This is a genomic window from Streptomyces sp. NPDC032822 (assembly GCF_055578825.1).
On sequence record NZ_JBVIOL010000009.1, the window covers coordinates 127,511 to 146,060 of the forward strand.

The window sequence follows — 18,550 nt, forward strand, 5'->3', positions numbered from 1 at the left end:
GCGCCGCTCACGGGGAGGCACGGATGAGAGGCTCGATCGACGGGCTCGCATCCTCCGCGCCGATCGGCATGATGCTGCCCGCCGTGTTCGCCGACGACGACCTGGCCCAGCGTTTCGTCGCCGGGCTCGACGAGGTCGTCGCGCCGATCCACAGCGTGCTCGACTGCCTCGACAGCTACTTCCGCCCCTCGCTCGCGCCGCTCGACTTCGCCCAGTGGCTGGGCGGTTGGGTGGGCGCCGAGACCGAGGGCACCGAGCCCGAGGAACTGCTGCGCGCCGCCGTCGCCGCCGCCGCGTACCTGCACCGCATCCGCGGCACCCGGCGCGGACTGGTCGAGGCGATCCGGCTCGCGTTCGGCGTGGAGCCGGAGATCACCGAGAGCGGGGGCGCCTCGTGGAACGAGCGCCCGCTCGGACCGTTCCCCGGCGAGGCACGCCCCCGACTGCACGTACACCTGCGGCTGCCCGAGCCGACCTCGGCGGACCGCCACCGCCTGGACACCCTCGTGGCCGCCGCACGCCCCGCCCATATGCCGTACACGGTCCAGGTGACCGCCGGTACACCCGCCGAAAGGACCCCGGAGAGATGACGACCACCCAGAACTGCGCCGAATGCGGCACCCGCGCGGAACCGGGCCAGTCGTTCTGCGACGCCTGTGGTGCCGTCCTGAGCTGGACGGACCGCGCGGCGAGCCGGACGGGGGCGGGCCAACCGGAACGTGAGGAGGCCTCGGTCGCCAGCGGCGGCGCGGGGGCGTCCGGCGGGTCGGGCGGCACAGGCGGCTCCAGTGGCTCGGGCGGCTCCGGCTCGGGTGCGGGGAGTGCCGGCGAGGCGTCCGCGTCCGCCTCGGCTCCTTCGTCGGCGGCGTCGTCGGCGCCTTCGTCGGGTACGGCCTCCGGTGACGGCGGCGCGGACTGGGACGCCTTCACCCGTGCGGACGGCGGAGCCGGCCTGGCTCCCGCGCCCCGGCGCCTGGTCGATCACCCCGCGACGGCACCGGATCCCGCCCCCGACGAGCCCGACACCCGCTCCTCCGCCCCGGACGGCGGGGCCCCCGGACACCCCGTCGACGAGACCGCGCCCACCGTGCCGGTCCCCGCCACGACGGCGTCCCCGGCCTCCTCCCCCGCGGACGCGGAAGCGGAGGGGATGAACGACCGGGCCCGACGGCTCCTCGTCCCGCTCTCCGACCCCGAGCCCCGCCCCGCGCCGACCCCTTCCGTCGCCCCGGTCCTGCCCGGCCGTCCGGCCGTCCAGCGCCCGCAGTCCGTCCAGGCCCCGGGTGAGGAACTCGGCACGGACGGCGGCACGCCGTGCCCGTGGTGTGCCACCCGCAACCGCCCCGACCGGCACTACTGCACCCGGTGCGCGATGCCCATGGCCGGGCACGGGAACACGCCCCGGCGCCTGCCCTGGTGGCGGCGGACGGCGCTCTTCGGCTACCGGGAGACCCCGTGGGCGGGCGACCGTCCCCGGCTGCGCCGCGCCTTCGACCGCATCCTGACCTGGCTCACCGTGGCGGTCGTGCTGGCCCTGCTGGTCGTGCTGGCCTTCAACATTCCCAAGGGGGTGCAGGCGACCCGCGACCACTTCTCCAAGCGTTCCCCGGTCGCCCCGGACAAGGTCAGCGCGTCCCGCTTCTACCCGGGTCACAAGCCCCAGCTGGCCTTCGACAAGCTCAACAACACCTGGTGGGGGCCGGGAGTGGCCGACTCCGGGCGGGGTCAGTGGATCGAGGCCCGCTTCAGCGAGCCGACCCGGCTGCTGGACGTGGTCATCACGCCGGGCGTCTCCACCCGCGCCGAGCAGCTCTCCGAATCGGCGCTCCCGCACCGCGTCAAGGCGACCATCACCCTGGCCGACGGGAAGACCACCATCACCCGTCAGCTCACCCTCGACCAGGGTGCGGGCTGGCAGCGCCGTGCCTTCCGCGTCGGCGAGGTCACCGCGGTCCGCTTCACCATCGAGTCCGCCCACCAGATCTCCTCGACCAAGCAGGTGGCGATAGCGGAGATCGAGTTCTTCGGCCCGTCGAGCGCGAACGCGACATAACCGCGGGGGACTCGGCACTCACCCCGATCCGTCGAGGGTGCACGGCACGGCGTCCGCGAGACCGCGGGCGCCGTGCGCGTCGGAGCGCGTCGCAGCGGCGGCCGGTCGGGGCGACAGCGGCTCCGTCCAGCGGGGTACCGGGCAGGCGTGGGGCCCCTCGGAGGGCCGGCGGGAGTCGCCGAGTGCCACGTACGGCCCGGCCCGCGGAGCGCCACGACGCCGGCCGGGCCGGTGGCGCCTGCCCCACTGTCGTGCGCCCGCCGACCGCGCGGGCCACGGGGAACGCCGTACCCCACCCTCCGAGGACCGTCGTCGCCGCGGGTACTCCGCGCGCGGACCGGCCGGACCCGTCGGGCAGGATGGGCGCCATGACCGAGATCCGCACCCCCCGCCTCCTCCTGCGCCAGTGGCACGACGACGACCTCGCCCCCCTGGCGGAAATCAACGCGGACCCCCAGGTCATGCACTGGGTCGACGACGGCGCGGTCCTCGGCCCGGACGCCACGGCCGAGGCCGTCGAGCGGTGGGAGGAGGACTGGGACGAGGAGGGCTTCGGCCTCTTCGCCGTCGAACTGCTGGCCTCTGGCGAGCTGGCCGGCTTCGCGGGCCTGTCCGTACCGGAGTTCCTGCCGGAGGTGCTGCCCGCCGTGGCCCTCGGCTGGCGTCTCGGCTCCCCGTTCTGGGGCCAGGGCTACGCCTCCGAAGCGGCCCACGCCGTCCTGGAGTTCGCCCTCCAGGACCGCGGCCTCGACCGCGTCGTCGCCATCCACCGCATGGGCGACGACGCCTCCGAGAACGTCCTGCGCAAACTAGGCATGTCCCCGGACCGCGAGACGTCCCACCCGGTGTACGGCCACGCGCTGCACGTGCACGCCATCGACCTCACCGAGTTCGAGGCGTGAACCCGAGCCGGCGGTGAACGTCCTCGACCATGTTCCGCACCGCCATCCGGAAGATCTCCGCCCGATGGTCGCCGCCCCGACGCCCAGCAGCTCAACGTCGTGAGCGCGCCGGCGCCGAAGTAGGACGCGGCGCGGCACCTGGTGGACGAGGTGCGGGCGGTCGCCCCGCCCGCCGGCACGCGGCCCCGCCCCCGGACACGCACGCGGCCCCGGACGGGTCAACTCCCGTCCGGGGCCGCGCACGTGCCGGATCCGGTCAGCCGTCCAGCGACGTCATCACATGCTTGATCCGCGTGTAGTCCTCGAAGCCGTACCCCGACAGATCCTTGCCGTACCCGGACTTCTTGAAGCCGCCGTGCGGCATCTCCGCGACCAGCGGGATGTGCGTGTTGATCCACACACAGCCGAAGTCGAGCTTCTTGGACATCCGCATCGCGCGGCCGTGGTCCTTGGTCCACACCGAGGAGGCGAGGGCGTACTCGACGCCGTTGGCCCACTCGACGGCCTGGTCCTCGTCGGTGAAGGACTGGACGGTGATGACCGGCCCGAACACCTCCTGCTGGACGATCTCGTCGTCCTGCTTCAGACCGGACACCACGGTCGGCGCGTAGAAGTAGCCCTGCTCGCCGACCCGGTGGCCACCGGCCTCGACCTTGGCGTGCGCGGGCAGCCGCTCGACGAAGCCGGAGACCTGCTTGAGCTGGTTCGGGTTGTTGAGGGGGCCGAACAGCACGTCCTCGTCGTCCGGCTGCCCGGTCTTCGTCTCGGCGGCGGCCTTCGCCAGCGCGGCGACGAACTCGTCGTGGATGCCCTCCTGGACGAGGACGCGGGTGGCGGCCGTACAGTCCTGGCCGGCGTTGAAGAAGCCCGCGACGGAGATGTCCTCGACGGCCTTGGCGATATCGGTGTCCTCGAACACCACGACCGGCGCCTTGCCGCCCAGCTCCAGGTGGACCCGCTTGAGGTCCTTGGACGCGGACTCGGCGACCGACATGCCGGCCCGCACGGAACCGGTGATGGAGGCCATCGCCGGGGTCGGGTGCTCGACCATCAGGCGGCCGGTGTCGCGGTCGCCGGTGACGACGTTGAAGACGCCCTGCGGCAGGATGCCGCCGATGATCTCCGCCATCAGGACGGTCGAGGCGGGGGTCGTGTCCGACGGCTTCAGCACCACCGTGTTGCCCGCCGCGATGGCCGGGGCGAACTTCCACACGGCCATCATCATCGGGTAGTTCCACGGCGCGACCTGGGCGCAGACGCCGACCGGCTCGCGCCGGACGATCGAGGTCAGCCCCTCCATGTACTCGCCGGCCGAGCGCCCCTCCAGCATCCGGGCCGCGCCCGCGAAGAAGCGGATCTGGTCGACCATCGGCGGGATCTCCTCGGAGCGGGTCAGCCCGATCGGCTTGCCCGTGTTCTCCACCTCGGCCGCGATGAGCTCCTCGGCCCGGTCCTCGAACGCGTCCGCGATCTTCAGGAGGGCCCGCTGCCGCTCGGCGGGGGTCGTGTCGCGCCAGGCGGGGAAGGCGGCGGCGGCCGCCGCCATGGCGGCGTCCACGTCGGCCTGTCCGGACAGCGGCGCGGTCGCGTACGCCTCGCCCTTCGCGGGGTTGACCACCTCGGTGGTCCGTCCGTCGGCGGCGTCCCGGAACTCACCATTGATGTAGTTGCGCAGACGACGCAGCTCGGTGCTCACTGCCGGCCTCCTGTCAAGGTTGAACTGTCCACTCACTGAGACACCCACCCTAATCGGCGGGTCCACGTTTTCAACACCCCCGATCGCGCCATTGCTGCGAAATCCGCAGTTCTCTGCCATCCAGACAACGAATTTCATCGCCCTGACCTTGCGAAGGTGTCGAGACGTCGTGCACAGTGACGTCGTGGCCAGTCGAAGCGCAGACCCCAGGGACTCCCGCGAGTCCAGGAACGGCAGCACCCCCCCTCCGGATGCCGTCTCCCTCGCCATCATCGAGCAGCTCCAGGAGGACGGCCGCCGGCCGTACGCCGCCATCGGCAAGGCGGTCGGTCTCTCCGAGGCGGCCGTGCGCCAGCGCGTGCAGAAGCTGCTCGACCAGGGGGTGATGCAGATCGTCGCCGTCACCGATCCGCTCACCGTGGGCTTCCGCCGGCAGGCGATGATCGGCATTCACGTGGAAGGTGATGTGGAGGCCGTCGCCGACGCGGTGACCTCCATGTCCGAGTGCGAGTACGTGGTGATGACCGCGGGCTCCTTCGACCTGATGGTGGAGGTCGTCTGCGAGGACGACGACCACCTGCTGGACGTCATCAACCGGCGCATCCGCGCCGTCCCCGGAGTGCGCTCCACCGAGAGCTTCGTCTACCTCAAGCTGAAGAAGCAGACCTACATGTGGGGAACCCGATAGCCGTGAGCACCAAGGACCTCAGCCAGACCGCGTACGACCACCTGTGGATGCACTTCACCCGCATGTCCTCGTACGAGAACTCCCCCGTCCCGACCATCGTCCGGGGTGAGGGCACCTACATCTACGACGACAAGGGCAAGCGCTACCTCGACGGTCTCGCGGGTCTGTTCGTGGTCCAGGCCGGTCACGGCCGCGTCGAGCTCGCCGAGGCCGCCTTCAAGCAGGCCCAGGAGCTGGCGTTCTTCCCGGTGTGGTCCTACGCCCACCCCAAGGCCGTGGAACTGGCCGAGCGGCTCGCCCACCACGCGCCGGGCGACCTGAACAAGGTCTTCTTCACCACCGGCGGCGGCGAGGCGGTCGAGACCGCCTGGAAGCTCGCCAAGCAGTACTTCAAGCTGACCGGCAAGCCCACCAAGTACAAGGTCATCTCCCGCGCGGTCGCCTACCACGGCACCCCGCAGGGCGCCCTGTCCATCACCGGCCTGCCGGCCCTGAAGGCCCCCTTCGAGCCGCTCGTCCCGGGCGCGCACAAGGTCCCGAACACCAACATCTACCGCGCGCCGCTGTTCGGCGACGACCCGGAGGCCTACGGCCGCTGGGCCGCCGACCAGATCGAGCAGGAGATCCTCTTCGAGGGCGCGGACACGGTGGCCGCGGTCTTCCTGGAGCCGGTCCAGAACGCGGGCGGCTGCTTCCCGCCCCCGCCCGGCTATTTCCAGCGGGTCCGCGAGATCTGCGACCGCCACGACGTCCTGCTCGTCTCCGACGAGGTCATCTGCGCCTTCGGCCGCCTCGGCACGATGTTCGCCTGCGACAAGTTCGACTACGTGCCGGACATGATCACCTGCGCCAAGGGCATGACCTCGGGCTACTCCCCGATCGGCGCCTGCGTCATCTCCGACCGCCTGGCCGAGCCGTTCTACCGCGGCGACAACACCTTCCTGCACGGCTACACCTTCGGCGGCCACCCGGTCTCCGCCGCCGTGGCCCTCGCCAACCTCGACCTGTTCGAGCGCGAGAACCTCAACCAGCACGTGCTCGACAACGAGGGCGCCTTCCGCGCGACGCTGGAGAAGCTGCACGACCTGCCGATCGTCGGCGACGTCCGCGGCAACGGCTTCTTCTACGGCATCGAGCTGGTGAAGGACAAGACGACGAAGGAGTCGTTCGACGACGAGGAGACCGAGCGCGTCCTGTACGGCTTCCTCTCCAAGGCCCTGTACGACAACGGCCTGTACTGCCGTGCCGACGACCGCGGCGACCCGGTCGTCCAGCTGGCCCCGCCACTGATCTCCGACCAGGGGACGTTCGACGAGATCGAGCAGATCCTGCGCGCGACGCTCACGGAGGCGTGGACCAAGTTGTAGCCTCCGGCGGTTCAGCTGTTTATACGGCCCGGGGTGCGCCCGTACGAGTGAGAAGGGCGCACCCCGGGCCGCGTGCTGTCCGGGGTGCACGCCCGGGATCCCTAGCGTGCCTGGTAACCGATCGGCCCTGCTTTCGTTCCCCCGCACGGGGGATTGCAAGGCACAACGGACCAGAACGAGGTGTACGCCCATGGAGGCCCCGCCCGACAACGACGTGCTCTGGGCACGCGCCCTGCACTTCACCCACCGCGACGGCTCCCCCGGACTCGCCGGTGTCTCGCTCGGCGTCCGTGAGGGCGAGATCCTCGCCGTCGGCGGCCCGCGCGGCAGCGGCAAGACGACCCTGCTGCGGTGCCTGTCCGGTCTGGTCCCCGTGCAGCGCGGCGAGGTCTGGTTCAACAGCGCCCCCGTGCACACCATGGGCCCGATGACCCGCGAGCGCCTGCGCCGCGACCGTTTCGGCTGGATCGACCCGGCCCCGGTGCTCGTCCCCGAGCTGAACGTCTGGGAGAACGCGGCCCTCCCCCTGATGCTGCGCGGCACCAGCCGCCGTCGCGCCAAGACCGCCGCCCTGGAGTGGCTGGAGCGCCTCGACATCGGCGACAGCACCCGCAAACGCCCGCACGAACTGCGCCAGTCCGAACGCCAGCGCGTCTGCATCGCCCGGGCCCTGGCCCCCGCCCCGACGGTCCTGTTCGCCGACGAGCCGACGGCCCCGCTGCACCGGGCGGACCGCGCGCACGTCCTGCGCACGCTCACCACGGCGGCCCGCTCGCACGGCATCACGGTCGTCCTCGCCACCCACGACGCGGACACCGCTGCCCTCGCCGACCGCACGGTGTCACTGCTGGACGGACGGCGTGTGAACACCGTGCACCTGCCGCCGGTCGTCGAGACGGAAGGCCGGGCCACGTGCTCGCTCTCCGTCTGACCCGCGGCGCCCACCCGGCCGTCCAGCTCCGGCGTCTGCTGGTGGCGGCGGCCTCGGCGGGCACCGGCTTCCTCCTGCTGTGCACCCTCGGCTACGCGATGAGCCACCCGGACGACCCGGCCGCCGCCGCGCTCCGGCTGGCCTGGTGCGCGACGCCGCTCGCCGCCACGGTCCACTTCGCGGTCGCGGTGGCCCGCACCGACCCGGCCACCAGGCCCCGTCCCGGTCTCTCCGCCATCGGCCTGGGCCCGGCCCGCCTGATGGCGATCTCCGCGACGACCACGGCGCTGTCCTGCACCCTGGGCTCGATGCTCGCCCTGCTGTTCTTCCTGCACCTGCGCGGCGACCTGACGGGCATGCCCTTCGACGGCGCGGCGGCGGAGTTCCTGGCGGCGGAGGACTTCCTCCCCCTCCCGGCCGCCCTCACCCTGCTGGCCCTGACACCGGTGATCGCGTCGGCGGCGGTCGGCCTGGTCCTGCGGCCCCGGGACGACAGGCCGGCCTCGGCACGCGCCGGCACGCACGCGTACGGCCGTTTCGGCGCCTACGGCACGTCGGCGGCACGGGAGACCTTCGGGGCGTACGGCAGGTTCGGCGCCCGCCTGCGCGCTGCGGGCAGCGGGCCGGCCCGGCCGGCGACCGGCCGTGCGGGCGAACCCGCGGAGCCCGCCCGCACGGCCCTCGTACCCGTGCCCGCCGCGTCCACCGCCCCGGACGCCGCCACCCCCGACCTGGACCCCGGCGCTCTTCCCCCGCCTCCTCGGGAGGCCCCCCGCGGTCTCCCCTGGGGCGTCGCCGTCCTCGCCGCGGGCCTCGCGGTGGAGGCGTACGCCAGCCGCTCCGGAACCAGTTCGGACGCTCCCCTGCCGGGCGGGCTCGGCGGCGCCCCCTCCGTCCTGGTCGGCTGGCTCCTCACCGCCGCCGGTCTCGCCCTCGCCGGGCCCGGCCTGACCCACCTCTGCGGCCGTCTCCTGCAGACCGCCCGGCCGGGCGCCCTGCGGCTCCTCGCCGGACGTGTCCTGATGACGGAGTCCTCCCGCATCGGCCGCCCCCTCGGCGTCGTCTGCGCGGTCGCCTCCGGCGCGTACGCCATGGCCGCGCTGTACGACGCGGCGGACCCGTCCTTCGGGCCGCTGAGCACCCTCGGACTGCTCCTGGTGACGGGCTGCACCGTGGCGACGCTCCTCACCGCCGCCGTGGAGGCCAAGCACGCCCGGGCCGACACCACGGCCGCGCTGCTGCGGCTCGGCGCCCCCGCCACGATGCTGCGCAGCGCCGCCGCGCTGCGGGCCGGCGCCCTGCTGGCCCTGTTCGGCCCGCTCACCCTGGTCGTCGCGGAGCTGGCGGCGCTGCCGCTGGCCCGCTGAGGATCCGTTCGAAAAAAATCTCCGTCGGCCGATGAGTTCCGCCCGGGCCCGGCGTCTATCTCACCGAACACGACATAACCCGATGGGAGAGACCGATGACCGCGACCTACCAGCAGATGATCTTCGTGAACCTGCCCGTGAACGACCTCGACGCCTCGAAGAAGTTCTTCACGGACCTGGGGTACTCGCTCAACGCGCAGTTCAGCGACGCGAACGCGGCCTCCGTGGTGATCAGCGACACCATCGTCGCCATGCTGCTGACCAAGCCGTTCTACGCGACCTTCACCAAGAAGGAGATCGCCGACGCCTCGAAGACCAGCCAGGTGCTGATCGCCCTGAGCGCCGAGAGCCGCGAGAAGGTCGACGAGCTGGTCGAGAAGGCCCTCGCCGCGGGCGGCTCCCCGGCCGGCGAGACCCAGGACCACGGCTTCATGTACGGCCGCTCCTTCGACGACCTCGACGGCCACACCTGGGAGGTCATCTGGATGGACCCGGCGGCCGTCGGGGGCTGATCCGCGCCGTGGCCGGGGCCCCTAGCATGGGCGGGTGCAGACGATGCCCGCCCATGCGGCCCACCACAACGACCGTGAGATCGAGAGCCTGGAGGAGTTCGACGCCACCGTCTCGGCCCGTGCGACGCTCGCCGGGTTCCGGATCCAAGCCGTCGATCTGACCGACCGTACGCGGGAGTTGCTCGGCACGGACACGGCCGGCGCGATATTCCTGGGCTGCCCCATGCGCCAGGACGCGACGGCCAAGGTGCGCGCGGACGGCGCGATGGTCTTCCCGCCCGTCCCCGACCTGCCCTTCGACCCGTACCGGGGCGTGGCCTACTCCCCCGACGAACTGTTCGCGTCCCTGGCGGACGGCTACGAGACGACTCCGGACGCCCGCGCGTACGCCTGGTTCCAGCAGACCAAGGCCGACGGCGACATCTTCGCCTCGATGCTGCGCTCGGTGCACGACGACGCCGTCTCGGACGCCCTCGACGAACTCCTGCGCGGGACACGCGTGGTGGGCGTGATGGGCGGTCACGCGATGGCCCGCGGCACGGAGGCCTACACCGGTGCCGCGCGGCTCGGCCGGGAGCTGGCCCGCGCCGGCTTCACGGTCGCCACCGGCGGCGGCCCGGGCGCGATGGAGGCGGCGAACCTCGGCGCCTACGCCGCCCCGTTCGACGACGCGATGCTGACCGAGTCGCTGCGACTGCTCGCCGGGGCACCGAAGTTCACGCCCTCGATCACCGCGTGGGCGACGGCCGCCTTCGAGGTGCGTGCCCGATGGCCGAAGGGCGGCGCCTCCGTGGGCATCCCGACCTGGTTCTACGGGCACGAGCCGCCGAACGCCTTCGCCTCGCACATCGCCAAGTACTTCGCCAACGCGACCCGCGAGGACGGCCTGCTGGCCCGCTCCACCGCGGGGGTGGTGTTCCTGCCGGGCGCCGCCGGGACCGTACAGGAGATCTTCGACAACGCGACGCCGAACTACTACGAGTCGCGGGGCGAGCCCACGCCGATGGTCCTGGTGGACCGTGCGCACTGGACGGAACGGCTGCCCACGTGGCCGCTGCTCCAGGCGCTCGCTCGGGAGCGGGCGATGGAGGCCCGAATCGCCCTGGTTGACCGAATCGAGGACGCTCCCGGGGCCCTGAAACGTCTCAGTGGTTAATAAGACGGCAAAGGGAACGCTTGTAACCTGCATATGCGTTGACACTTCTTATGCAGCGCTTATAGACCTGTGAGACGCCTGGGGATGATGGTGTCCCATCAACATCCCGCCAACCCCCCGCAGTTGCGCGACTCGTAAAGGACAAAAGTGTCCATAACTCGCCGTACCGTCGCACGTTCCGTGCGCATCCTCGGTGTTGCCACCGCCTCTGCCGCGATCGCGCTCAGCGCGTCCGGCAGTGCGCTCGCCTGCAACATCAACGAGTTCTCCGCCGAAGCCAAGTGCGACGGCACGAAGGGCGTCATCAACGTCACCGACGTGGACGCCGCCGGTATCGAGGCCACCGTCACGGTGTTCCTCGAGAACAACGGCGCCGACGTCAAGAAGGTCGGCGAGCAGGTGGTGAAGGGCTCGCGTAAGGGCACCACCATCACCTTCGAAGAGGACTGGCTGCCGAACGCCGAGTACCGCATCCACGTGAAGGCCAAGCCCTACGTGGACGAGGACATCAAGCCCAACCTCACCACCCCGTCCACGGCCTGCAAGACCGAGGACACCTCCACCCCGACGCCGTCGCCCACGCCGACGCCGTCCGACTCCGCGTCGACCCCGGCGGAGGAGTCCGACAGCCCGACCCCCTCGCCCTCGGAGAGCGGCAGCACCGCTCCCGCGGACACCCCCGTGAGCAGCGCTCCGTCGCCCGCGGCCGGTGAGTCCAACCTCGCCGAGACCGGCGCCAACTCCAACACCGGTGTCATCGCCGGGATCGCGGCCGCCCTGGTCGCGATCGGTGGCGGTGCCGTGTTCTTCGGTATGCGCCGCCGTGGGGCGAGCAGCAACCGCTGACGCCTCCCGCACACAGCGGTGGCCCGTCCCCTCGTACGACACAGGGGCCGGGCCACCGCTGTGTCACGGGTCAGAGACGGGTCAGAGGACGACGATCTCGGCCGCGGCGAACTCCACGCCGACCACGTCCCCGACCTCCGGCGCCACCCGCAGCGCACAGGCCGCCTCCAGCCGCGGCGCGTCCTCCTCGGGTTGCAGGTGTACGGCGACATGGGTGCCCTTGAACGTCCGCGCGGCCACCGCACAGCGCAGCCCCTCGTCGGCGCCCACGAGCCGCACGCCCGCGGGCCGCACCAGCAGGGAGCGCACCCCCTGGGCGGCCCCGCCGGCCACCGGCAACTTGCCCCAGGGGGTGTCCGCGACCTCCCCGGCGACCGTGCCCTCGACCACGTTCTCGAAGCCGAGGAAGCGGGCCACGAACTCGTCCACGGGCCGCTGCCACACCTCAAGGGGCGTGCCGGACTGGGCGATCCGTCCGTCCCGCATCACCACGACCCGGTCGGCGAGCGCGAAGGCCTCACCCTGGTCATGGGTCACGGCGAGCACGGTGGTGCCCAACCGGCCGAACAGCTCCCGCAGTTCGACGACCAGCCGCTCCCGCAGCGAGCGGTCGAGCTGGCCGAGCGGCTCGTCCAGCATCAGCAGACTCGGCCGGGGCGCAAGGGCCCGGGCCAGCGCCACCCGCTGCTGCTCACCGCCGGAGAGCGAGGCGACGGCCCGCCGCCCCGCCCCCGGCAGCCCGACCAGGTCGAGCAACTCCCGTACCCGCTCGTCCTGTCGAGCGCGGGACGCCCCGTGCATCCGCAGGCCGAACGCCACGTTCCCGCCCACGTCCCGCTGCGGGAACAGCTGGTGGTCCTGGAACATCAGCCCGACCCCACGCCGGTGCGCGGGCACCCCCGACTGGTCCCGCCCGGCGAGCAGCACCCGTCCTTCGTCCAGGTGCTGGAGCCCGGCCACCGCCCGCAGCAGCGTCGACTTGCCGCTGCCGCTGGGACCGAGCACGCAGACGACCTCGTGCTCGGCGACACCGAGGTCCACCCCGTCCAGGACGGCCCGCCCGCCGAACCGTACGGTCGCGTTCTCAAGGCTCAGCAGCATCTAGAACTCCCCGGTCCGGTCGGTCCGCAGCCGCTCAAGGAGGAGCAGCGCCACCGCGCACACGATCATCAGAATCGTCGAAAGGGCCATTGCCTGGCCGTAGTTGAGCTCCCCGGCCCGCCCGAGCAGCCGGGCCACCGCGACCGGCAGGGTCGGGTTGTCGGGCCGGGCGATGAACACCGTCGCCCCGAACTCCCCGAGGGAGACCGCGAAGGCGAAGCCCGCCGCGATCAGCAGCGCCCGCCGCACCATCGGCAGGTCCACCTCCCGCCACACCTTCCACGGCGAGGCCCCGAGCACGGCCGCCGCCTCCCGCAGCCGTGCGTCCACCGCCCGCAGCACGGGCAGCATGGTCCTTACGACGAAGGGGACCCCGACCAGGGCCTGCGCGAGCGGCACCAGGATCCACGAGGACCTCAGATCCAGCGGCGGCTCGTCCAGCGCGATCAGGAACCCGAACCCGACGGTCACCGCGGACACCCCGAGCGGCAGCATCAGCAGCGCGTCGAACCCGCGCACGAACCGGCCCGCGTCCCGCCGGGTGAGCGCCGCCGCGGCCAGACCGCCGACCAGCACGGCGATGGCCGTGGCCACCACGGCGTACCGGAGCGAGTTGCCGACCGCCTCGATCGGCGGCACCAGGAAGATCCCGCCGTCCGCGCCGGCCAGCGCCCGGTAGTAGGCGAAGTCCGGTGCGTCCAGCGATCGTTGCACCAGCACGGCCAGCGGCAGCACCAGCAGGACGGCGACGGAGGCGAGCACGCCGGCGAGCAGCGCCCACTGCCCGGCCCCGCGCGGCCGGCGCGCGGTCACGGACGCGTCCACCAGCCGCAGGGCACTCTCCCGCCGCCGTACGGTCCACGCGTGCAGGGCGAGGATCGCGCCCACCGCGCCGAACTGGATCAGTGTCAGCACGGCGGCCGTGGACAGGTCGAAGATCTCGGAGGTCTGCCGGTAGATCTCCACTTCGAGGGTGGCGAAGGTCGGCCCGCCGAGGATCTGCACCACACCGAACGAGGTGAAGGTGAAGAGGAACACCATGAGGGCGGCGGCGGCCACGGCGGGCGCCAGCGCGGGCAGGGTCACCTGGCGCCAGGCCCGCATCCGGGACGCGCCCAGCATCCGCGCGGCCTCCTCCTGCCGCGGATCGAGCTGGGACCAGAGCCCGCCGACGGTCCGTACGACCACCGCGTAGTTGAAGAAGACGTGCGCCAGCAGGATCGCCCACACGGTCGTGTCGAGCCGCAGACCCCACAGCTCGTCGAGGAGCCCGCCGCGCCCGACGAGCGCCAGGAACGCCGTGCCGACGACGACCGTCGGCAGCACGAAGGGGACCGTGACGACGGCCCGCAGGACCTGCTTGCCGGGGAAGTCGAAGCGGGCGAAGACATACGCGCCGGGCAGCGCGACCAGCAGGGTGAGCGCGGTCGAGGCGAGTGCCTGCCAGGCGGTGAACCACAGCACGTGCCGGACGTCGGACTGTCCGAGCACGTCCACGATCCGCCCGAGGTGCCAGGTCCCCTCGGTCTTCAGGCCACGGGCGACGATCGCGGCGACGGGGTAGGCGAAGAAGACGGCGAAGAACGCGACGGGCACGGCCATCAGCCCGAGCCGTGCCGCCACGCTCCCTCTGCCCACAGAGCCCCTGGAGCTCCCAGAGCCCTTGGAACTCTCGGAGTCCTTGGAGTCCTTGGAGTCCTTGGAGTCCTTGGAGCCCTTGCGCGGGGCTACTTCAGTACGAGTGACGTCCACGACTTGACCCACTCGTCACGGTGTTCGGCGATCGCGGCCGGGTCCAGGGTCTCCGGGGCCTTCGCCTGCGGCCCGTACTTCATGAACTCGGCCGGCACCCGCGCGCCCTCCCGGACCGGGTAGACGAACATGTTCAGCGGCATGTCCTCCTGGAACTCCGCGGTGAGCAGGAAGTCGAGGAGCGCCTTGCCGCCCGCGGTGTTCTTCGCGTCGCTCAGCAGACCCGCGTACTCGACCTGCCGGAAGCAGGTGCCCGTCGCGACCCCGGTGGGCGCGGTCGTCGGCTTCGGGTCGGCGTAGATCACCTCGGCGGGCGGCGAGGAGGCGTAGGAGACGACGAGCGGCCGGTCGCCCCCCGCCTTCTTACCGCCGGCCGAGCCGGAGAACTCCTCGTTGTAGGCCTGCTCCCAGCCGTCGACGACCTTCACACCGTTGGCCTTGAGCTTCTTCCAGTAGTCCGACCAGCCACCATCGCCGTACTTCGCGGCCGTCCCGAGCAGGAAGCCGAGCCCCGGCGAGGAGGTGGAGGCGTTCTCGGTGACGAGGAGGTTCTTGTACGCGGGCTCCGCCAGGTCGTCGAAGGAGTCCGGCGGGGTCAGCTTGTGCTCGCTGAAGTACGCCTTGTCGTAGTTGACGCAGATGTCACCGGTGTCGACGGGCGTGACCCGGTGTTTGCCCTGGTCGGCCCGGTAGGACGCCGTGACCCGGTCGGAGCCCTTGGCCTCGTACGACTGGAAGAGCCCGTTGTCGAGCGCCCGGGACAGCAGGGTGTTGTCGACGCCGAAGAAGACGTCGCCCTGCGGGTTGTCCTTGGTCAGGATCGCCTTGTTGACGGCCTGCCCGGCGTCGCCGTCCTTGAGGACCCGGACCTTGTATCCGGACCGCTTCTCGAAGTCCGCGAGGACGTTCTTCGAGACGGCCCACGAGTCATGGCTGACGAGGGTGACGGTCTTGGAGTCACCTCCACCGCTCCCGCTGTCGGACGATCCACACGCGGTCAGCACGGGCAGCGTGACCAGGCCGAGGCCGACGACCAGCGCCGTGGCCTTGTGGGTGATGCTCACTGGATTCCTCCTGGGGGTGACCAGGAAGAGACGCGGCCCTGCCCGGGAACCCTCGGCACTCCGAGGGTTCCCGGGCAGGGCGCAACAGCTCGAGTAGTGACCGAACTTCCTACCCAGAATGACCTGGGCGAGGTTCAGAGGGTCTGCGGCCGGTGCCGCACTCTCAGCGCTGTGGCGCTCCCCTGTCGGAATATGAAGATGTACCTGCGTTCGCCAGACTACCGCTCGGTGGCGGCGAGCTGACCACACGCCCCGTCGATCTCCTGCCCACGGGTGTCCCGGACGGTGACCGGCACCCCGTGCGCCGCGATGGCCTCGACGAACGCCTTCTCGTCCTCGGGCCGGGAGGCGGTCCACTTGGAACCCGGCGTCGGGTTCAGCGGGATCAGGTTGACGTGCACCGGCTTGCCCTTGAGCATGCGGCCGAGCCGGTCACCCCGCCACGCCTGGTCGTTGATGTCCCGGATCAGCGCGTACTCGATGGACAGCCGTCGCCCGGACCGCTCCGTGTACGCGAACCCGGCGTCGAGGACCTCGCGCACCTTCCACCGCGTGTTCACGGGGACGAGGGTGTCGCGCAGCTCGTCGTCGGGGGCGTGCAGCGAGATCGCGAGCCGGCACTTGAAGCCCTCGTCGGTGAAACGGTTGATCGCCGGGACCAGTCCGACCGTCGAGACGGTGATCCCGCGCTGCGAGAGCCCGAGACCGTCCGGCTCGGGGTCGGTGAGGCGCCGGATGGCACCCACGACCCGGTTGTAGTTGGCGAGCGGCTCGCCCATCCCCATGAAGACGATGTTGCTGAGCCGCGCCGGACCACCCGGAATCTCACCGTCCCGGAGCGCCCGCATCCCGTCCACGATCTGGTGCACGATCTCGGCGGTGGACAGGTTCCGGTCCAGCCCCGCCTGCCCGGTCGCGCAGAACGGGCAGTTCATCCCGCACCCCGCCTGCGAGCTGATGCACATGGTCACCCGGTCCGGGTAGCGCATGAGCACCGACTCGACGAGCGTCCCGTCGAACAGCCGCCACAGCGTCTTACGGGTGGTGTCCTGGTCGGTCGACAGATGCCGGACGACCGTCATCAGCTCCGGAAGCAGCGCCTCCTGGAGCCGGCCGCGGGATCCGGCCGGGATGTCGGTCCACTCCTGCGGGTCGTGCGCGTACCGCGCGAAGTAGTGCTGCGAGAGCTGCTTGGCACGAAACGGCTTCTCCCCGACCGCGACCACCGCTTCCTTGCGCTCGGCAGGCGTGAGGTCGGCGAGATGCCGCGGCGGCTTCTTGGCTCCGCGCGGGGCGACGAAAGTGAGTTCTCCGGGTGCAGGCATAACTCATCCAGTGTCGCAGATCGAATGATGTGACCCGGGCGCCGCATCGTGCGGCGGGGGCGACACGGGTCGGCCGCTCGGCGCCCCGGCGTGCTGCCGGGGCGCCGAGCGGTGCCGGAGGACGTTCAGGGGCGCTGCCTCACCCGGTCCACCACGGCGCCGCCGGCCGGGTACGACACCTGCTCGTACGTCTTTGCTCCCACGGTGCGCTGGTCACGCATGCCGAGGTACCGGTACGTCTTCGCGTCGAAGATCAGCACGCGTTCGCCGTCCACCCAGGGAGTGCCGGACGGGCCCACGTACCGGACGCCGATGCCCGCGCGGCCGTTCACCTCCGTCCGGCCCGGCAGCAGCTCGACGCCGGGGACGGTGGCGAGCGCCTCGAACGCCGCGGGGCGCAGCCCTTCCGGAAGTACCGCCTGGCGGAGCAGCGCGCCGAGGAAGAACTGGACTATCGGCCATTCGTCCGCCTTCATCGGCCGGCCGTAGTCCGGCTTCCCGGCCACGTCGCGCAGGGCGATCGACAACTTGCCCGGATCGGTGGGCAGCCGCTTCAGCTCCGACCACCTGGTCGGCGGCCAGTCCTTCTGACCCGGCTGGTACACCGGGACCCACTGGGTGTATTCCAGCTCACTGACATAACCACGCTGGGAGCCGTCGACCGAATACCAGCTCTCGTCGACGTACGTCCTGCTCGGGCCGCCTCCGACCGGGGTCTCCTTGGTGATCTCCTTGGTGTAGATGAACTGGTCGTCGCGCGGGACGATCGGCTTCTCCGTCCCGCGTTCCTCGGCCGCCGCACCCCGCAGCACGATGGCCGCGCTCACCGGGTGGGTGCGAGGTGTGGTCCCCGTACGGTCGGCGACCACCACCGTCGTGGTCACCGCCGCCGCGACGACGGTGACCGCCGCGATCCGCAGCAGTGGACGCCGGGAGACGGTCGGGGACACGGCGGGGGCCCGCATCGCCTGATACAGGCGGAAGCGGGCACGGGCGCGACCGGCGTCCGCGAGCGGCTGCTCGTCCCATTCCCGCAGCAGCTTGAGCTCATTCATCGTCTGATTCCTCTCGAAGAGCAGCCGGATCGGATCCGCCCAATGCCTCACGAACCTTTCTGCGAGCCCGGTGCAGCCGCGACCGGACGGTCCCCACCGGCACCCCGAGGGCGCGCGCGACCTCCTCGTAGCCGAGGTCGGCCCAGGCGACCAGCAGCAGCACGTCCCGGTGCCGGGCGGGCAGCCTGGCCAGGGCGCCGGCGAGCTCACCGCGCACCGCCTGCGCGCTGACCCGCGCCGCCACCCGGTCCGCGACCGTCTCCTCGGCCTGACCGCCGGGGGCGGCCGACGGCAGTCGTCCGATCGCCTTCAGCCGCCGGGCCTCGGCACGCCGGTGGCGGCCTATGAGGTTGGTCGCGATACCGAACAGCCAGGGGCGGGCGTCGGCCAGCTCCGTGTTGTAGCGAAAACGCTGCTGGAACGCGATGGTGAAGGTCTCCGCCATGACGTCCTCGGCCGCCTCCGCACCGAGCCGGCGTGCCGCGTATCCGTACACCGAGTCGGCATGACGATCGAAGAGCTCGGCGAACGCCTCGGGCTCGTCCCACGACCGTTCGATCACCGAGGCGTCTCTGTCCAGGCCCACTCTGATGCCTGGTTCGACGGTCATCGGGGCTCCTTTCGTCGATTCGAACGCTCCGAAGACTTGGGCTTTCACCTCTACTTCGCCGCTCGCGGGAATCGGGTTCCCCACCGACAAGGACGCGGCCCCAAAAACGCCAGGAGCCCCCGCCG

At 71.6% G+C, this 18,550-nt stretch carries 17 protein-coding genes; 10 read left to right on the top strand and 7 right to left on the bottom strand.

Annotated elements, in window-relative coordinates:
• The first annotated feature begins 23 nt into the window (after positions 1–23).
• From ACZ5VD_RS25600 to ACZ5VD_RS25610, 3 genes are all read left to right on the top strand, one after another.
• The gene (locus tag ACZ5VD_RS25600; protein ID WP_468552424.1) at positions 24–590 is read left to right on the top strand and encodes a phage tail protein; all 567 of its coding nucleotides are present in this window, start codon (positions 24–26) and stop codon (positions 588–590) included.
• Complete coding sequence (locus ACZ5VD_RS25605; protein ID WP_468683442.1) at positions 587–2,053, top strand: NADase-type glycan-binding domain-containing protein; 1,467 nt, start codon at positions 587–589, stop codon at positions 2,051–2,053. Before ACZ5VD_RS25600 ends, ACZ5VD_RS25605 begins: the two co-directional genes overlap by 4 nt.
• A gap of 368 nt (positions 2,054–2,421) precedes the next feature.
• A complete protein-coding gene (locus tag ACZ5VD_RS25610) occupies positions 2,422–2,955 on the top strand; it encodes a GNAT family N-acetyltransferase (protein WP_468552422.1) in 534 nt (177 codons plus the stop codon).
• 256 nt (positions 2,956–3,211) lie between these two features.
• Here the strand turns inward: ACZ5VD_RS25610 and ACZ5VD_RS25615 are convergent, their stop codons facing one another.
• The gene (locus ACZ5VD_RS25615; protein WP_468683444.1) at positions 3,212–4,651 is read right to left on the bottom strand and encodes a gamma-aminobutyraldehyde dehydrogenase; all 1,440 of its coding nucleotides are present in this window, start codon (positions 4,649–4,651) and stop codon (positions 3,212–3,214) included.
• Between the two features lie 169 nt (positions 4,652–4,820).
• On the opposite strand from ACZ5VD_RS25615, the gene ACZ5VD_RS25620 reads away from it, so the two are divergent.
• From ACZ5VD_RS25620 to ACZ5VD_RS25650, 7 genes are all read left to right on the top strand, one after another.
• Positions 4,821–5,339, top strand: coding sequence for an Lrp/AsnC family transcriptional regulator (locus ACZ5VD_RS25620; RefSeq protein WP_468683446.1), 519 nt, complete (start codon positions 4,821–4,823; stop codon positions 5,337–5,339).
• Positions 5,324–6,706: an aspartate aminotransferase family protein gene (locus tag ACZ5VD_RS25625; protein ID WP_468552419.1), complete on the top strand. Its 1,383-nt coding sequence runs from the start codon at positions 5,324–5,326 to the stop codon at positions 6,704–6,706. The genes ACZ5VD_RS25620 and ACZ5VD_RS25625 overlap by 16 nt, the downstream gene beginning before the upstream one ends.
• Positions 6,707–6,896: 190 nt before the next feature.
• A complete protein-coding gene (locus tag ACZ5VD_RS25630) occupies positions 6,897–7,637 on the top strand; it encodes an ABC transporter ATP-binding protein (protein ID WP_468552418.1) in 741 nt (246 codons plus the stop codon).
• On the top strand, positions 7,619–9,004 hold the full coding sequence (locus tag ACZ5VD_RS25635; RefSeq protein WP_468683448.1) for a hypothetical protein: 1,386 nt from the start codon (positions 7,619–7,621) through the stop codon (positions 9,002–9,004). The genes ACZ5VD_RS25630 and ACZ5VD_RS25635 overlap by 19 nt, the downstream gene beginning before the upstream one ends.
• A 95-nt stretch (positions 9,005–9,099) precedes the next feature.
• On the top strand, positions 9,100–9,516 hold the full coding sequence (locus ACZ5VD_RS25640; protein ID WP_468683449.1) for a VOC family protein: 417 nt from the start codon (positions 9,100–9,102) through the stop codon (positions 9,514–9,516).
• Between the two features lie 34 nt (positions 9,517–9,550).
• Positions 9,551–10,672: an LOG family protein gene (locus ACZ5VD_RS25645; RefSeq protein ID WP_468683450.1), complete on the top strand. Its 1,122-nt coding sequence runs from the start codon at positions 9,551–9,553 to the stop codon at positions 10,670–10,672.
• Positions 10,673–10,852: 180 nt separating this feature from the next.
• Complete coding sequence (locus ACZ5VD_RS25650; RefSeq protein ID WP_468552414.1) at positions 10,853–11,518, top strand: LAETG motif-containing sortase-dependent surface protein; 666 nt, start codon at positions 10,853–10,855, stop codon at positions 11,516–11,518.
• Positions 11,519–11,599: 81 nt separating this feature from the next.
• Here the strand turns inward: ACZ5VD_RS25650 and ACZ5VD_RS25655 are convergent, their stop codons facing one another.
• The 6 genes from ACZ5VD_RS25655 to ACZ5VD_RS25680 all read right to left on the bottom strand — a co-directional run bounded on the left by ACZ5VD_RS25655 (position 11,600) and on the right by ACZ5VD_RS25680 (position 18,425).
• Positions 11,600–12,619 carry an ABC transporter ATP-binding protein gene (locus tag ACZ5VD_RS25655; protein ID WP_468683452.1) on the bottom strand — a complete coding sequence of 340 codons (1,020 nt, stop codon included), beginning with the start codon at positions 12,617–12,619 and terminating at the stop codon, positions 11,600–11,602.
• Positions 12,620–14,221 carry an ABC transporter permease gene (locus ACZ5VD_RS25660; RefSeq protein ID WP_468552519.1) on the bottom strand — a complete coding sequence of 534 codons (1,602 nt, stop codon included), beginning with the start codon at positions 14,219–14,221 and terminating at the stop codon, positions 12,620–12,622.
• Positions 14,222–14,346: 125 nt separating this feature from the next.
• On the bottom strand, positions 14,347–15,435 hold the full coding sequence (locus tag ACZ5VD_RS25665) for a thiamine ABC transporter substrate-binding protein (RefSeq protein WP_468552412.1): 1,089 nt from the start codon (positions 15,433–15,435) through the stop codon (positions 14,347–14,349).
• A gap of 218 nt (positions 15,436–15,653) precedes the next feature.
• Positions 15,654–16,760 carry a dual-specificity RNA methyltransferase RlmN gene (rlmN, locus tag ACZ5VD_RS25670; protein ID WP_468683453.1) on the bottom strand — a complete coding sequence of 369 codons (1,107 nt, stop codon included), beginning with the start codon at positions 16,758–16,760 and terminating at the stop codon, positions 15,654–15,656.
• 125 nt (positions 16,761–16,885) lie between these two features.
• Positions 16,886–17,815 (bottom strand): CU044_5270 family protein, encoded by a 930-nt coding sequence (locus tag ACZ5VD_RS25675; RefSeq protein WP_468683455.1) that lies wholly within the window; start codon positions 17,813–17,815, stop codon positions 16,886–16,888.
• On the bottom strand, positions 17,808–18,425 hold the full coding sequence (locus tag ACZ5VD_RS25680) for an RNA polymerase sigma factor (RefSeq protein ID WP_468552409.1): 618 nt from the start codon (positions 18,423–18,425) through the stop codon (positions 17,808–17,810). The genes ACZ5VD_RS25675 and ACZ5VD_RS25680 overlap by 8 nt, the downstream gene beginning before the upstream one ends.
• Positions 18,426–18,550: the final 125 nt, after the last annotated feature.

Coding starts and splice junctions, on each gene's coding strand:
- ACZ5VD_RS25600 (WP_468552424.1), top strand. CDS start 24: ATGAGAGGCTCGATCGACGGGCTCGCATCCTCCGCGCCGATCGGCATG.
- ACZ5VD_RS25605 (WP_468683442.1), top strand. CDS start 587: ATGACGACCACCCAGAACTGCGCCGAATGCGGCACCCGCGCGGAACCG.
- ACZ5VD_RS25610 (WP_468552422.1), top strand. CDS start 2,422: ATGACCGAGATCCGCACCCCCCGCCTCCTCCTGCGCCAGTGGCACGAC.
- ACZ5VD_RS25630 (WP_468552418.1), top strand. CDS start 6,897: ATGGAGGCCCCGCCCGACAACGACGTGCTCTGGGCACGCGCCCTGCAC.
- ACZ5VD_RS25640 (WP_468683449.1), top strand. CDS start 9,100: ATGACCGCGACCTACCAGCAGATGATCTTCGTGAACCTGCCCGTGAAC.
- ACZ5VD_RS25655 (WP_468683452.1), bottom strand. CDS start 12,619: ATGCTGCTGAGCCTTGAGAACGCGACCGTACGGTTCGGCGGGCGGGCC.
- ACZ5VD_RS25660 (WP_468552519.1), bottom strand. CDS start 14,221: ATGGCCGTGCCCGTCGCGTTCTTCGCCGTCTTCTTCGCCTACCCCGTC.
- rlmN (WP_468683453.1), bottom strand. CDS start 16,760: ATGCCTGCACCCGGAGAACTCACTTTCGTCGCCCCGCGCGGAGCCAAG.
- ACZ5VD_RS25675 (WP_468683455.1), bottom strand. CDS start 17,815: ATGAATGAGCTCAAGCTGCTGCGGGAATGGGACGAGCAGCCGCTCGCG.
- ACZ5VD_RS25680 (WP_468552409.1), bottom strand. CDS start 18,425: ATGACCGTCGAACCAGGCATCAGAGTGGGCCTGGACAGAGACGCCTCG.